Raw genomic sequence first — 13,988 nt, forward strand, 5'->3', positions numbered from 1 at the left:
GCGGTCGCGGTCGGCCCGTTCGCGCCCAGCACGGCCCCGGGATCAGACGGGCGGCATCAGATCGCTCTCGCTGACGGTGTAGGTCAACAGGGGATAGACGAAGTCCGTCTCGTTGTTCTCACGGCGCCGCATCCGGTAGAACTCGCGCCTCTGCCCGTCGTCGGCCGAGGTGAGACGCGTGCCCTGCGGGAGGTACGCATGTCCCTCGCGAAACCGCACGAAGGTCTTTGACGTCCGGAACGTTACTCCCAGCCAATGATGGTCCGCCGTCCGGACGGGCGCTTCCCGTACGATCTTGTGCCTGAGCCGCCGGTTCAGGTCAACGGAGAACACGACGACGCTGTTGTGGACGAGGGGGATCTCGAACGGTTCGCCACCAGGCGCCTTCGACTCGAAGACCAGCTTCCTCAGCGGGCCCGCCTCGGGATGCCGGTAGCAGGAGAAGACGGCGACGGACGACCCGTCGGCCAGATCGAGGGCCTGGTCGGAATGGCTGCCCATGGTCGTGCAGGCGTTCGTGTAGCTCTCGATGAGAGCGTTGTTGAAGCCGGCCGAAAGCCCCGCACGGTCTTGAATCTGCCGCGCCAGGCGTTCGTGCACCGCCCGGAAGCGCTGCGCCGGGCTGCTGTACTGAGTGGTGGTACGCACGAGCGGCACACCACCCGCCTCGTCGGCCTTGGTCAGCACGGCGCCACTCCGGCCTTTCCCCACGTCTTCCAGACGGGCCGACGCGGACAGCTCCGCAAAGAGATCCGCATCGACCGGAAGAACGCACGAGAGGATCTCGTCCGACCTCTCAGAGCTGGGGGGCAACGTAGTCTCCCGTGTTCATGCTGAAGTGAAATCCGTCGCCGTAATCGATGAAGGACGAGGTCCTGTTCTCCTCGGCGTACAGCCCGCGCAGCTCGTCCATTCCCTCGTGCGCAGGCGGCCCCAGCTCCACCAGGTCTCCGGCCGCTTTCAGGAACGTGTGGCCGTTCTTGTGAACGGCTTCGGCGCTCGAACAGCGCACGACGTATCCGAGGCGGGTCGGGAGCAGCTCGGCGTCCAGTGCCGAGGGCCGGATTTCGTGCGTGTACAGGCGGTTGGTGGACAGCGGCATGAAGAAGACGGAACCCGGGTGGAGCGTCAGGGTGAACTGCGGCGGGAGCGCGGCCCCGTCGCGTTCTGCGACCGGCTCCTTGAGACGGAAGTGGAGTCTGGTCAGCCCGCTGACGCCCTTCGCACCGTAGTCGAAGGGGTCGTCGGGCAGGGGCTTCAGTCCGTCGAGCCGGTCGTAGAAGGTGCAGAAGGCCATGATCCCGTTGGCAGGCATGTCCTTGGTCTTGTCGGCATGGGCCGAGATCTTGGCCTTGGACTGCTTGCGGTCCGCTGTGGCAAGGGTGTTGTGGTAGATCTGAGCGAGGACGTGGTTCAGCGGCGCCTGGTTCCGGAAGACGGCGGCGGCCTCGCGGTTCAGAGCCTCGACGATGCCCGTGTCGGTCGGGCGGAAGTTCTCGGTCGGCCCCGAGAGATTCGTGGAGCAGCGCAGCAGGCGGAAATGCAGCCCGTCGCCGCTCCGCGTGACGGGTGTCAGATAGATTCCGCTGCGACGGGCTGTCCCCGGCTTGGTGGACTCCGTCAGGGCCTGGAACGTGTGCTCCGCACGGATCCGCTCGAAGTGATCGGTTCCGGGTCCGAAAAAGCGGCGGTAGTACACGCCGACACCGTGTACGCGGAGGGGAACCCGGCCGGGACCGATGAGAGTCCACGGTGCGCCGACGTCCTCGTGATATCCGTGTGACAGCTCCCGGACAACGAATACCCGGGCAGCCGCCCGCAGTTGACGGCCGCTGATCCCGGACACATCACCACACAGATAGACGGTCTTTCGGGTGAGGTCGGGCAAGCCGGAGGCGAGATCCTCCGGCGTGACGGCGGGCCCGAGGAAGTCCCTGACCAGGTCATGGTCCTGCAGAGCCGACGGCGCGACCAGGATGTTGCCGGCATCCTCGACGCGGGCTTCGTTAAGGCCTGCTGTGTACATCAAACGGTACCTGCCGTTCGCGGATCTCGGTGGACTGCTCACAACCGCTCACAACCGTGGACACGGCAACGGCCCGCGCTCTTTCGCGTGCGCCACGAAGCGCGAACGAAAGGAGACGGACCGTTGAACCCTGATGCTCTCACGGGGTCTTGACAGCGGGCAACAGGTTCTGCTGTAGGGGCGGGGTCTTCGGTGCCGGAAGCATGGCCGCGATCCCCCCTGAGCGCGTCCGGGCGACCGCGGCCTCGTACGTCGGCGGCGGGAATGGCCTCTCCTCGCGTCGGCGGCGGCTGCTCACACCGCCGGGGGAGGCGATGCTGTCCACCGCGCCGGAACCCGGCCCAGCGGCTGTCGGCCCGGGGCCCCCGGGCGTGAAAGCTGTGGCGCCTGATCACCCGTAGGGGGACACTGCTTCGGGTGACTGGTTCCGGACTGCCCCGACTGCTTCGCCCCCGCGCCCTGGAGCCTGGGGATCTCGTCGTCGTCGCGTCCCTCTCCGGACCGCTTCATGCCGCTTACGAGCCCGATCTCGACCAGGCGGTACGCGTGCTTGAGCGGATGGGATTCCGCGTGCGCCGGGCGCCCCTGCTCGAAGCCGGGCGGCACCATGGGTGGAGCGCGGCCACACCGGCGGAGATCGCCGGGGAGTTCAATGCGCTTCTCCGTCATCCTGAGGTGCGTGCCGTCATCGCACACGACGGTGGCCAGACGGTACTCGGCTACCTGGACCTGATCGACGTCGACGCGATCGCCGCCGACCCCAAGCCGATCCTCGGCCACAGCGACATCTCGCTGCTGCATCTCGCGCTCTACGCGCGCACGGGACTGGTCGGATTCCATACCGACCTCGCCACTCCCGGACTCGGCGGACACTGGCAGGCCGCGCCCGCGGCACGCAGAGCGGAACTGGAGAAGCTCTACACGGCGCTGCTGACCAGTACGGAGCCGATCGGCGCGCTGCCCACCGGCCCGGCATGGGAGTGCTGGCGCGCCGGTCGCGCGGAGGGCCGGCTGGTCGGCGGGGTGATCAACCGCATCGTGCTGGCGCAGGCGACGCCCTACGCGCTGCCGCTCCCCTGCTTCGACGGCGCGGTGCTGTTCTGGGAGGAGACGGGGGGTCACGCCTCGCATGTGTGGAGCTACCTACAGGTGCTGCGGCACTGCGGCATCCTCGACCGGATCTCCGGCATGGTCGTGGGCGTCCCCTACGAGATCGGCGGACTCGGCTCGCCCGACGCGTCCCCGAACCTGTCCGAGCTGGTCCTCGACGTCCTCGGCGACCGTGACATCCCGGTCCTGGGCAACGTCGACTTCGGACACGCCGGGCCGAATCTGCCGATGCCGGTCGGCATCCGCGTCGCCCTCGACGCGCGGCAACGGACGCTCTCGCTGCTCGAACCCGCGGTACGGCCGGACGCGATGACGGGTCCGATCGCCTGAGCGACGGAAGGGCCGGTGAGCCCGCGGCCTCGGCAGCGGCAGCGGCAGCGGCAGCGGCAGCGGCAGCGGCAGCGGCAGCGGCAGCGGCCCACGATCCTGCTCACGCACCCGCGTGCCCGACAGCCTCGTCAGCCGCACCGCCCTCCGCGTCCGCGCCGGGTCCGCCTCCGGCGCGAAGAGCCCTTCGCCGAGGGCGGCGCGGAGAGGGTTCACAGCGGCTCCCGGCGAACTCGGCGACAGCATCACCACGGCGCGGAGGTGATGATCTGCGGCGCCAGCTCGTCCACCGGACGCCGCCACGCGTCCTCAGCATCACGCGCCGTACGGCGACCGCGGCGACGGGTACGCCAAAGGCTCCCCGGCCCTCGCGCGCACACCTGCGGCTCCTGCGGCCCGACGTCGAACACCACGGCAACGGTGGGGAGTTCTTCGGCGCGAGGTTTTCGGAGCCGCTCGCTAGGCGGCGCCCACCCCGCTGTAGCGGACCAGTTGCGGAACCCGGGCCGCGAGGGTCAGCAGCACCGCGACCAGCAGGAGTCCGCTGAGGAAAGCGGTGGTCGCGACGCCCACCAGTTCGGCGGCCGCGCCGAGCCCCAGCGAGGCGGCCGGCATGACACCGATGGCGAGTTCCTGGAGCCCGAGGGCGCGTCCGCGCACCTCGGGCTCGGTCGTCATCAGCAGCAGGGTGGTCTGGAGCACCCCGAACGACGCGCTCATCAGACCAATGCAGGCCATCAGCGCGAAAGAGAGCGGCACACTCCGGGACAGCGCGAACAGTGACCACAGGGCGCCCCAGGCCGCCGTGCCCAGCACGAACAGGCCGCCCTTGAACCTGAAGTCGCCGAGCATGGCGATGGCCAGCGAGCCCACCAGACCGCCCAGCCCGCTACAGGTCAGCAGCCAGCCCAGCCCGGCGGCGTCCAGTCCCAGCGCGTCTTTCGCGAAGACCGGCATGAACCCCTGGTAGACGGGCCACAGCAGAACGTTGGCCGCCAGCGTGACGAACAGGACGGCCGCGGTGAGCCTGCTGGTCAGGACGGCACGGAATCCGCCGACAAGCATCCGCAGCACCGGCTCCGGACGGCCCCGCACCACCCGGCCCGTGCTGCGCAGCGGCCAGAGCGCCAGCAGGGACACCGCGTACCACGTCGTGGAGATCCAGAGCGCGGCAGGCGCGCCGAAGGCGCTGATCATCGCGCCGCCGACCGCCGGGCCGACGACCTGCGTCATGTTCATCGCCAGAGCGTTCAGCGCGTTGGCGTTGCTGAGGTTCTCCCGTCCGACGAGATCGAGGACGAGCGAGCCGCGCGCGGGCTGGGACGGGGACTGCGCCAGGCCGATCGCCAGTCCCCCGGCGACCAGCGCCCCGTACGACACCTGGCCCGCGGACGCCATGGCCGCCACCACGACGACGGCGCACAGGGCCCACAGGCAGGCGGCCATGAGCAGCCGCACCCGGTCGTACCGGTCGGAGAGCACCCCGGCGACGGGGCCCAGGAGCATGGGGGCGAGCCGTACCGCGGTGAACACGGCGAGCAGGAACTCGGAGTCGGTCGTGTCGAAGACCAGCCAGCCGAGCACCATGGTCTGGGTCCAGGCCCCGCCGTAGAAGAACAGGTTCGAGACCCACAGCAGGCGGAATCCCGGGCTGCCGCGCAGCGAGGCGATCGCCGCCTGCCCAGCCCCCGCCCCGCGCGGCCTCCCCGCTCCGGGCGACGTCTCCACCGGTTTTTCCCGCGACACCGCGCTCCTCCTCACCCGATACCGGCGAAATGGTATACCGAATGTGCCGCCGGGTACCGGGCGGGTCCGCGGGTACCGGAACACGGCGGCGGGCCGCCATGGCTCGCGCCCCTGCCGGGGCGCGCCTCGGGGCACCGGTGCCGGGAGCGCTTCCGCGCGCCCTCCCCGCTCAGCCCGCCCCGAGCGCTCCCGCGACGCGGGCGACGCGGCCGCTGGAGACGGCGGCCCCCGCCGTGAGCTCCGCGACGCGCTCCGTGGCCACCGCGAGCAGGTCATCACCGAGGACCGCGACGTCGCCCAGCAGGCCCTGGGCGAGGGCCGCCTCGATGTGCCCCTCGCGAACGGCGCGGGCCGGGCGGCCGAGCGCACATCGGACGGCCCGCCGACGCCCCCGCACGCGGGACGGGACGCCTCCCCTCGCGCCCGCGCCGCCGCCCGCGCCCCGGCCGGCGTCCCGCGCGCCGTCCGCGAGGAGCGGGCGGGGCAGCTCCCGGAGCCGCGATCAGGGAATCCGGTGGCCCCGGGGCCGGACCGGTGCGGGGCCGTGCGGGGCGGTGCGGTTACTCGAAGCGGCTGACGTCACCCGCGCCACGGCGGACGATCTCCGGTTCACCGCTGGAGAAGTCGACGACCGTGGTGGGCTCGGTGCCACAGTCGCCGGAGTCGACCACGGCGTCCACCACGTGGTCGAGCCGTTCCTTGATCTCCCAGCCCTGGGTCATCGGCTCGTCCTCGTCGGGCAGCAGCAGAGTGCTGGAGAGGAGGGGTTCGCCGAGTTCGGCGAGGAGGGCCTGGGCGACGACATGGTCGGGAATCCGCACCCCGACGGTCTTCTTCTTCGGGTGCAGCAGCTGGCGCGGCACCTCCTTCGTCGCGGGGAGGATGAAGGTGTAACTGCCCGGGGTCGCCGCCTTGATCGCCCGGAACACGTCGTTGTCGATGTGCACGAACTGCCCGAGCTGCGCGAAGTTCTGGCAGACGAGCGTGAAGTGGTGGCGATCGTCGAGCTGCCGGATCGACCGGATGCGGCCGATGCCGTCACGGCTGCCGATCCGGCACCCCAGCGCGTAGCAGGAATCCGTCGGGTACGCGACGAGCGCGCCGGAACGGATGCTGTCGGCCACGCTGCTGATGGTGCGCCGCTGAGGGTTCTCGGGGTGCACGTCGAAGTATTTCGCCATTCGCGGAGTCTAAGGGCTGTCTCCTGGCCGCCGACGGATCCGCGTGCGGCGTCAGGGGCGGGCACGGAGGGTGGCGGGGGCGAGGCCGGGCAGGCGTCCGGCCGTCGCGATGGCCATGTCCTCCAGCACCGGATGCCCCAGTGGTGCGCCGTCGTTCGCGTACACGCCGGGGCCGTCGGCGGTGACCGGGGCGTACAGGGCCGCTCGAACCGCGCCGCCGGTGGTGAAGGCCCGGCGCGCCGCCCCTCCTCGACGTGGTCCGCCAGGGCATGGCGGGTCGCGGACTCCTCGGTGCGCACCGCCTCACGCGGCCCGGGAAGGATTCCGCTGGCGTGCCGCGCGTCGAGCCGCAGCCGGCCGAGGCCACGGCAGGCACCGTCGGCGAGGCGGACGAGGAGGCGCGCGAGCCCGTACGTCGGCCGGGAGCCCGTGCCCGCCGGGCGGCAGCAGGGCTCCGCGTTCCTCCGTCGCCGCGCGCGAGAAGACCTCGCTCACCGGTCGGTCGGCGGCCGGGAAGCAGTGGCCGATGAGCCCGGGGCAAACGCCCAGCTCGTCCGCGACACGGCGCGGCGTGATGCCCTCCAGTCCCTCTCCCAGGGCGATGGCCGCCCGCCGGTCCGCAGGATCTCCGCGCGGCGCTCACCGGCCTGCTTGCGCGTCCGGACCGGTCTGAGGTCTTGACGTCACGGAGGACACGCTATTGGATGTGTGACCAACATGCAGTTGGCCATTCGCCCAATAGTGGTCGACGGCTGGCGGAACGCGAGAGGCCCCGATGACCACGCAAGAGACCGGCTCCTGCGCGAGCCCCCTGGACGAACCCGGCTCCGAACGCGCGGGGCACGTCGAGACCCGGGGTATCGGCCTGGTCCCGGCGGACGAACGCGGCGGACGCCCCCGTCAGTTGTTCGCCGTCTGGGCGGCGCCCAACGTCAGCTATCTCAGCTTCGTCGTCGGTGCCGCGCTGATCCTCATGGGCCTCACGCTCCCCCAGGCCCTCGGTGTGATCGCGGCCGGGAACCTGCTGTGGATCTGCACCGGCGTCCTCGCGGCGAGCGGCCCGGCCGCCGGAACGAGCGGGTCGGTGATCAGCCGCGCGTTCTACGGGGTCGTGGGCAACAAGGTGGTGCTGGTGGTGACCGGCTGGCTGATCGCCGCCGCCTACCTCGCGCTGAACTGGTCGGCCGCCTCCGTCGCCGGGATCGGCCTGGCGGGCCGGTTCGGCCTGCCGGACAACCCGGCCGTCGACGCCACGGTCATCTGCCTGATCGCCGGTGGCACACTGCTGATCGCGATCTTCGGATACGCGACGATCATCCGCCTCTACACCGCCCTGAGCGTGCTGCTGACCGTGGTGTTCGTCGTCGTCACGGGGTACGTGCTCGCCCGCACCGACTGGGCCTACGCACCGGCCGTACCGCTCAGGGGCGGCGCGCTCGCCGTGGCGCTCGGCACCGGCTTCACCCTCATCGCCTCCACGCCGCTCTCGTACAGCAACAGCCCCGATCTCGCCCGCTATCTGCCCCGCGACAGCAGCCCGTTCGCCGTCGCCGGGTGGACGGCGCTGGGCGCGTACCTGCCGAGCACCCTCTTCACCATGGTCGGCGCGCTGGCCGCGACCACCCTCGACATGAGCGAGCCGGAAGCGGCGCTGGAGAGCATCCTGCCGGGCTGGTTCATCCCCGTCTTCGTCCTCGCCGTCGTCGTCAACACCATGACGAACAACGGCATGACGGCCTACAGCGCCAGCCTCTCCATCCAGTCGGTCGGCGTCCGCCTGGCGCGCATCCCCGCGGTCCTGATCATCGGGGTGCTCGGTACGGTCATGACGCTGTACGCGATCCTCGTCTTCGACTTCCTGACCAGCGTCCAGACCATGCTCCAGCTGGTGGCCGTGGTGACCGGCCCGGCCATGGCGGTGGCGGTGTGCGACCTGCTCCTGCGGCGCAACCGCTACAGCGGGGCGGACCTCCTCGAACAGCGGCGCGGCGGCCCGTTCTGGTACCGCCACGGCGTCCACTGGGCCGGATTCCTCGCCATCGCGGCCGGCGGCCTCCTCGCCGCGCTGTGGGTGAACACCAGTTTCTGGGTCGGCCCGATCGCCGCGGCGCTGGGCGGCGTCGACCTGTCGATCCCCGCCGGGATGACCACCGCCGCCGTCGTCTACCGGGCGACGGCCCGCGCCCTCGGCAGCATCCCGCGCGGCTGACCCGCGCCCGGTCCGCGTACCGGGCCGGACACCTCGTCCGCACCCTCCGCCCCCCTCCGTACAACCCGAAGGAAACCCTGTGTACGCCGATGTCATCGTGCTCGCCCAGCACATCGAGCACCTGGCCGGGGAGGCCGTCGACGCCTTCGCCGACGCGATCGCGATCACCGACGGCCGGATCGTCGCGGTCGGCGCCGCGGCGGAACTCGGCGGGCTCCGGGGGCCCGGGACGGTCGTCCACGACTTCCCGGGCGCCACCGTCCTGCCGGGCCTCACCGACGTCCACGCCCACCCGGTGTGGGGGTCGGTCTCCCTCGGCAGCGGGGTGGACCTGTCCGGCGCCGCCACCCTGGAGGAGGTGTGCGCCCGTCTGGCCGGGGCGGCGGGCACCGGCCCCGCGGACGACTGGATCACCGGCTACGGCCTCGATGTGAACGTCTTCGACGGTGAACCAGACGGCTCCGTGTTCGAGGAACGCTTCCCCGGGCGTCCGGTCTCGCTGATGACCTGCGACGCGCACGCGCTCGTCATCAGCCCCGGGGCGGTGGAGCGCGCCGGGCTGACCGGCCGGGAGACCTTCACCGACGCCTCCTGCGTCACGGTCGGCCCCGACGGCCGCCCCACCGGCCACGTGGTCGAACTCCAGGCGATGGACCTGGTCTTCGCGCACTACCCCGACGTGCCCGTGGAGACCGCCGCCGGATACGTGCGCGAGCAGCTGGAACGGCTCGCGCGCGGCGGGCTGACCGGCCTGCACGCGCTCGACTTCTCCGATCCCTCCGAAGCGGTGTACCGGCATCTGGAGGAACACGGCGAGCTGCCGCTGCGCATCCGCTGCTCCCCGCTGGTCCCGGCCGACTCGCCGCCCGAGGTCTGGCAGCGGATCGCCGGTCTCCAGGGCCTGCGCGGGCGGCGCTGGCACGTCGAGGGCGCCAAGTTCATGCTGGACGGGACCGCGGACAACGGAACGGCCTGGTTCGAGGAGCCCGATATCCACGGCGAGAACCGCGAGCCGCTGTGGCGGGACACCGAGGCGTACCGGGCGGCGGTGCGCTTCTTCGCCGAGCGCGGCATCCCCACCGCCACCCACGCGATCGGTGACCGGGCCGTCCGCTTCGCCCTCGACGTCATCGAGGAGGCGGGCCCCGCCGCCCGCGGCCCGCACCGCATCGAGCACCTGGAGTCCGTCCCGGACGACCTGCTGGACCGGTTCGCCGAGCTCGACGTCGTGGCGAGCCTCCAGCCCGTGCACGGCACCCGGCACACCCGTGCGGACGGCACCGACAACTGGTCGCGGCGCATCGGCCCCGAGCGCGTCGCCCACGGCTGGCGCACCCGCGACCTGCTGGACCACGGCGCCGTCGTCGCGCTCGGCTCCGACTGGCCCATCGGTCCCGGCGATCCGCGCGTCGGCCTGGCCGACTGCCAGCTGCGCCGCCCGGTCGAGGAGTCCGGCGCCACGCCCGTCCAGCCCGGCCAGGCCGTCACCGCGCGCGAGGCGTACACCGCGATGACCGCCGCCGCCGCGTACGCCGCGGGGGCCGGGGCCGAGCTGGGGCGGATCGCCCCCGGCTGCCTCGCCGACCTCACCGTGTTCGCGGCCGACCCGCTCCGCCTCGCCCCCGAGGCACAGCCCGCCAACGCCGTGCTCGCGACGGTCGTCGGCGGTGCCGTACAGCTCCACCCGCACACCGCGAAAGGACCGTCATGACCACGACGCCGATACCCCGCCCCGCACACCGCCGCCACGTCGGGGCCACCGGCACCGACCCGCGCGCCCGGGGCATCGCCCGCGGCGAGCAACTGCGTGACGCCCTGCCCGCCACGGTCGACACGTACGACCGGCTCTTCGCGCTCGGTGGCATCGCCTCCGCCCGGGTGCGTGAGGACGCCGAGCGCGCCCTCGACGACATCGGCCGGTTCCGCCCCGGCGCCCGCGCCGAGATCGAGGGCATCGCCCACGGCTCCGGCCTCGACACCTGGCGCATCGGCGCCCTCAACGCGCGCACCGAGATCCTGGCGCGCAGCACGGCCGTGCCGCCCGGCGAGTGCACCACACTGGTGCGCCGGACCACCGGGGCCGACGGTTCGGCTCCGCGCACCTTCGGCGTCCAGACCTGGGACTGGCACGTGGAGCTGAGCGGCGCCTGGCACACCCAGGAGGTCCGCGGCGGCCGGCACGCCGTCGTCGGCCTCACCGAGGACGGCATCCTCGGCAAGATCGGGATCAACAGCGCCGGTCTCGCCCTGCACTTCAACATTCTCGGGCACGTGCGCGACGGCGTGGGCGGCATCCCCGTGCACGTGCTCGCGGCGGTCGTCCTCGAAGAGGCGGGCAGTGTCGCCGAGGCCGTCGAGCTGGTGCGCGCCGCTCCGCTGGCGTCCTCCGGCTCGTTCGCCCTGTTCGACGGGGCGGACGCGGTGCTGCTCGACCTGAGTCCGGTCGGGGTGTTCCCGGTGCGGGCCGGGAACGGCACGTTCGTACGTACCAACCACTTCCTGACCCCGGAGCCCGCCGCGGACGAGAAGTACTGGCTCTACCAGCCGGATTCGGGCGAGCGCCACGACTTCGTCCGTGCCCGGCTCGACCGGGGGCGGGCGCCCGCCACACCCGAGGAGCTCGCCGGTCTGCTGGTGACGGGCGAGAAGGAACCCCCGGTGACCTGTCTGCCGGACCTGGACAAGCCGCTCGGCCAGCGCTGGGCCAGTCTGGCGACGGTCGCCCTGGACCCGGCGTCGCGTACCGCCCGGATTCTCGACGGCACCCCGGCGGACATCGGCTCGCGCGACTGGCGTGTGCTCACCGCCGCCGCCTGACCGGGCCCGCGCCCGCCCGTCGCGGCCCCGGTGGGCCTGCCGGGCGGGGCCGGTCCGCGCCGCTCACCTGCTGTACGCGCAGGAGGCGGTCTTGCTGACCCACTGGGAGAGCGTGATCTGCCGGGTCGTGGCCCGCTGCGCGGAGCCGTCTCCCCGGCCCGGCCCGGCCGCCGGGCACGCGCGTCGGCGGCCCTGGCCGCGGGCGAGGGCTTCGCACAGCAGGGTCAGATGGGCCGGGACCGCCGCGGGGCGGCCGTACCTCCTGCGGCAGGCGGCGCAGACCGCCAGATGGGCGCCCACGGCGCGCGCCTCGTCGGGGGTGAGGGTCTCGGGGGCGTTCGCGGCCAGCTGTTCACGGATCGTGCGGCATTCCTCGGCAACGGGCTTCTCGCCTGACATCGTCAGGCCGTCGGCTCCGGTCATGGCGACACCTCCGTTCCTGGCCCCACCTTCCCTCCGTGAGGGCCCCCGGCACATCGTCCGCACACAGTGATTCGCGCCTACCACGGCTGCGGTATCCGGTGTGCCGCAGTACTGCCGCGGCCGGGCGGTCACGGCCGCCGGGCGCGGGCGCCATGCCACCGCTCAGGCGAGCGTCCCCGGGCCGCTCGGGCTCACCAGTCCGCACTGGTAGGCGGCGACCACGAGCTGGGCGCGGTCCCGGGCCGCCAGTTTGGTCATCGCCCGGTTGACGTGCGTCTTGGCGGTCAGCGGACTGACGAACAGGCGGTCGGCGATCTCCTCGTTGGACAGGCCCAGCGCGGCGAGCGCCGTGACATCGCGCTCCCTCGGCGTCAGGGAGGCCAGCCGCTCGTGCACGGCCACCGGGCAGGGGTCCGGCTGGGCCAGGAAGCGGGTGATCAGGGCCCGGGTCGCGGTCGGCGACAGCAGTGCCTCGCCGCTCGCGACCGTGCGGACGGCGTCCAGCAGTTCCTCCGGCCGGGCGCCCTTGCCGAGGAAGCCGCTGGCGCCCGCGCGCAACGCCTCGGCGACGTGCTCGTCGTTCTCGAAGGTGGTCAGGATGAGCACCTTGACCCCGGCCGGGCCGTCCGCCTCGGTGATCAGCCGGGTGGCCTCCAGCCCGTCCATCTCCGGCATGCGGATGTCCATCAGGACGACGTCCGGCTGCTCGGCGGCGGCCAGGTCGACCGCTTCGCGCCCGTCGGACGCCTCGCCCACGGTCTCCATGTCCTCGGTGGCGTCGAACAGCATCCGGAAGGTGCCCCGCAACAGGGCCTGGTCATCGGCAAGCAGTACGCGAATCGTCATGCCCGTCCCTCTGGTCCCGTGCTGGTCCGGCGCGGGACCGGCCGGGGCGCAGCGGCAGTTCGGCCGTCACCACGAATCCGCCCTCGGGGCGTGGTCCCGCGTGCAGGCGTCCGCCGAGGGCGGCGGCCCGTTCGCGCATGCCGATCAGTCCGTGACCGGCACCCGGATGCGGACGGCGCGGTCCGGCGGACCCGTCGTCCTCGACGGTGATCGTAAGGCGTTCGCGGTGGTAGCGCAGGGACAGCCGGGCGTGGTCGGCTCCGGCGTGCTTGCGCACATTGGTCAGGGATTCCTGCACGATGCGGAACGCGGCGAGGTCGACGGCCGGGTCCAGCGCTCCGGCGTCGCCGCGCCGGGTGTGGCTGACGGACAGCCCGGCGCGTTCGAACGAGGCCAGCAGGGCGGGCACCTGGGCCAGGCCCGGCATGGGGTCGCGGGGTGCCACCGGGTCGTCGGACTGCCGGAGCAGGCCCACGGTCACGCGGAGTTCGTCCAGGGCGGAGCGGCTGGTGTCGCGGATGTCCTCCAGCGCGGTGAGGATCTGTTCCGGCCGTTGGTCCACCAGGTGGACGGCGACGCCCGCCTGAGCGTTGATGAGGGCGATGTGGTGGGCGACGATGTCGTGCAGTTCGCGTGCGATCCGGACCCGCTCGGCGGCCACGCGCTGCCGTGCTTCCTGCTCACGGGTGCGTTCCGCGTGCTCCGCCCGTTCCTCGACGGCCATCACGTAGGCGCGGCGCGAGCGGACGCCCTCGCCCACGGCGACTGGCAGGGCGGTCCAGGCCAGCATCGCTACGGTGTCGGGTTCCAGCCAGGAGCCCGTGGCGCTCATCGTGGCGGCGGTCACCAGGACGGCGGCCGAGAGGGCGGCCGCGGTCCAGGCGGTACGCCGGTCGGTGCGCACCGCCACGGTGTAGACGGAGACCAGGACCGGGCTCGCCACCAGCGGGCTGTAGCGGACCCCGAGCAGCTGGAAGGCCACGCCGCAGACGGTGGTCACGGCCAGTACGCCGAGCGGGTGGCTGCGCCGCCGCACCAGGGCGGCGCAGCCGATCGCCGCCACGAGCACCGTGGGCCAGCTGACCTGGAACGTGCGCTGGCGGGGGTCGACCGAGGCCACCACGACGGACAGCGTGAACAGCACCACCGCGCGTGCCGCGTCCGCCGCGAGGAGCCGGGCCGGGCCGCCCGGCCGCCACACATTGATCATGGCCATTCCCCCACGGTAGGGGCGGGGGACGAATCGGGCATCGGGAGAGCCGGGAGCCTGGCCGGGGCGCCCCGGTCCGGGCCCCTCACCGGG

12 protein-coding genes are annotated in these 13,988 nt (G+C 72.5%); 4 read left to right on the top strand and 8 right to left on the bottom strand.

Annotation, left to right across the window (positions count from 1 at the left end; all coding sequences use genetic code 11):
* Window positions 1-42: 42 nt before the first annotated feature.
* Together ACFVWY_RS11255 and ACFVWY_RS11260 are read right to left on the bottom strand one after the other, a co-directional pair.
* Window positions 43-813 carry an alpha-ketoglutarate-dependent dioxygenase AlkB gene (locus ACFVWY_RS11255; RefSeq protein WP_389869843.1) on the bottom strand — a complete coding sequence of 257 codons (771 nt, stop codon included), beginning with the start codon at window positions 811-813 and terminating at the stop codon, window positions 43-45.
* Window positions 797-2,026 carry a hypothetical protein gene (locus ACFVWY_RS11260; protein WP_389870375.1) on the bottom strand — a complete coding sequence of 410 codons (1,230 nt, stop codon included), beginning with the start codon at window positions 2,024-2,026 and terminating at the stop codon, window positions 797-799. The genes ACFVWY_RS11255 and ACFVWY_RS11260 overlap by 17 nt, the downstream gene beginning before the upstream one ends.
* A 417-nt stretch (window positions 2,027-2,443) precedes the next feature.
* Between ACFVWY_RS11260 and ACFVWY_RS11265 the strand changes: the two genes are divergently transcribed.
* Window positions 2,444-3,466, top strand: a complete 1,023-nt coding sequence (locus tag ACFVWY_RS11265; protein ID WP_389869846.1) for an LD-carboxypeptidase — start codon at window positions 2,444-2,446, stop codon at window positions 3,464-3,466.
* 456 nt (window positions 3,467-3,922) lie between these two features.
* Here the strand turns inward: ACFVWY_RS11265 and ACFVWY_RS11270 are convergent, their stop codons facing one another.
* From ACFVWY_RS11270 to ACFVWY_RS11280, 3 genes are all read right to left on the bottom strand, one after another.
* Complete coding sequence (locus ACFVWY_RS11270) at window positions 3,923-5,209, bottom strand: MFS transporter (RefSeq protein WP_389869848.1); 1,287 nt, start codon at window positions 5,207-5,209, stop codon at window positions 3,923-3,925.
* Between the two features lie 169 nt (window positions 5,210-5,378).
* Window positions 5,379-5,606 (bottom strand): hypothetical protein, encoded by a 228-nt coding sequence (locus ACFVWY_RS11275; protein WP_389869850.1) that lies wholly within the window; start codon window positions 5,604-5,606, stop codon window positions 5,379-5,381.
* Window positions 5,607-5,769: 163 nt separating this feature from the next.
* Entirely contained in the window at window positions 5,770-6,390 is a 621-nt protein-coding gene (locus ACFVWY_RS11280) for an L-threonylcarbamoyladenylate synthase (RefSeq protein WP_389869852.1), read from the bottom strand.
* Window positions 6,391-7,165: 775 nt separating this feature from the next.
* On the opposite strand from ACFVWY_RS11280, the gene ACFVWY_RS11285 reads away from it, so the two are divergent.
* The 3 genes from ACFVWY_RS11285 to ACFVWY_RS11295 all read left to right on the top strand — a co-directional run bounded on the left by ACFVWY_RS11285 (window position 7,166) and on the right by ACFVWY_RS11295 (window position 11,416).
* Window positions 7,166-8,599: a purine-cytosine permease family protein gene (locus ACFVWY_RS11285; protein WP_389869855.1), complete on the top strand. Its 1,434-nt coding sequence runs from the start codon at window positions 7,166-7,168 to the stop codon at window positions 8,597-8,599.
* Window positions 8,600-8,678: 79 nt separating this feature from the next.
* On the top strand, window positions 8,679-10,310 hold the full coding sequence (locus ACFVWY_RS11290; RefSeq protein ID WP_389869857.1) for an amidohydrolase: 1,632 nt from the start codon (window positions 8,679-8,681) through the stop codon (window positions 10,308-10,310).
* Window positions 10,307-11,416: a C45 family autoproteolytic acyltransferase/hydolase gene (locus ACFVWY_RS11295; protein ID WP_389869858.1), complete on the top strand. Its 1,110-nt coding sequence runs from the start codon at window positions 10,307-10,309 to the stop codon at window positions 11,414-11,416. The genes ACFVWY_RS11290 and ACFVWY_RS11295 overlap by 4 nt, the downstream gene beginning before the upstream one ends.
* A gap of 63 nt (window positions 11,417-11,479) precedes the next feature.
* Here the strand turns inward: ACFVWY_RS11295 and ACFVWY_RS11300 are convergent, their stop codons facing one another.
* From ACFVWY_RS11300 to ACFVWY_RS11310, 3 genes are all read right to left on the bottom strand, one after another.
* Window positions 11,480-11,839: an anti-sigma factor family protein gene (locus ACFVWY_RS11300; protein ID WP_389869861.1), complete on the bottom strand. Its 360-nt coding sequence runs from the start codon at window positions 11,837-11,839 to the stop codon at window positions 11,480-11,482.
* 162 nt (window positions 11,840-12,001) lie between these two features.
* On the bottom strand, window positions 12,002-12,685 hold the full coding sequence (locus ACFVWY_RS11305) for a response regulator (protein ID WP_389869864.1): 684 nt from the start codon (window positions 12,683-12,685) through the stop codon (window positions 12,002-12,004).
* Window positions 12,657-13,895 (bottom strand): sensor histidine kinase, encoded by a 1,239-nt coding sequence (locus tag ACFVWY_RS11310; protein ID WP_389870377.1) that lies wholly within the window; start codon window positions 13,893-13,895, stop codon window positions 12,657-12,659. Before ACFVWY_RS11310 ends, ACFVWY_RS11305 begins: the two co-directional genes overlap by 29 nt.
* Window positions 13,896-13,988 lie beyond the last annotated feature (93 nt).

Source organism: Streptomyces sp. NPDC058195 (assembly GCF_042883525.1).
Lineage (GTDB): Bacteria > Actinomycetota > Actinomycetes > Streptomycetales > Streptomycetaceae > Streptomyces.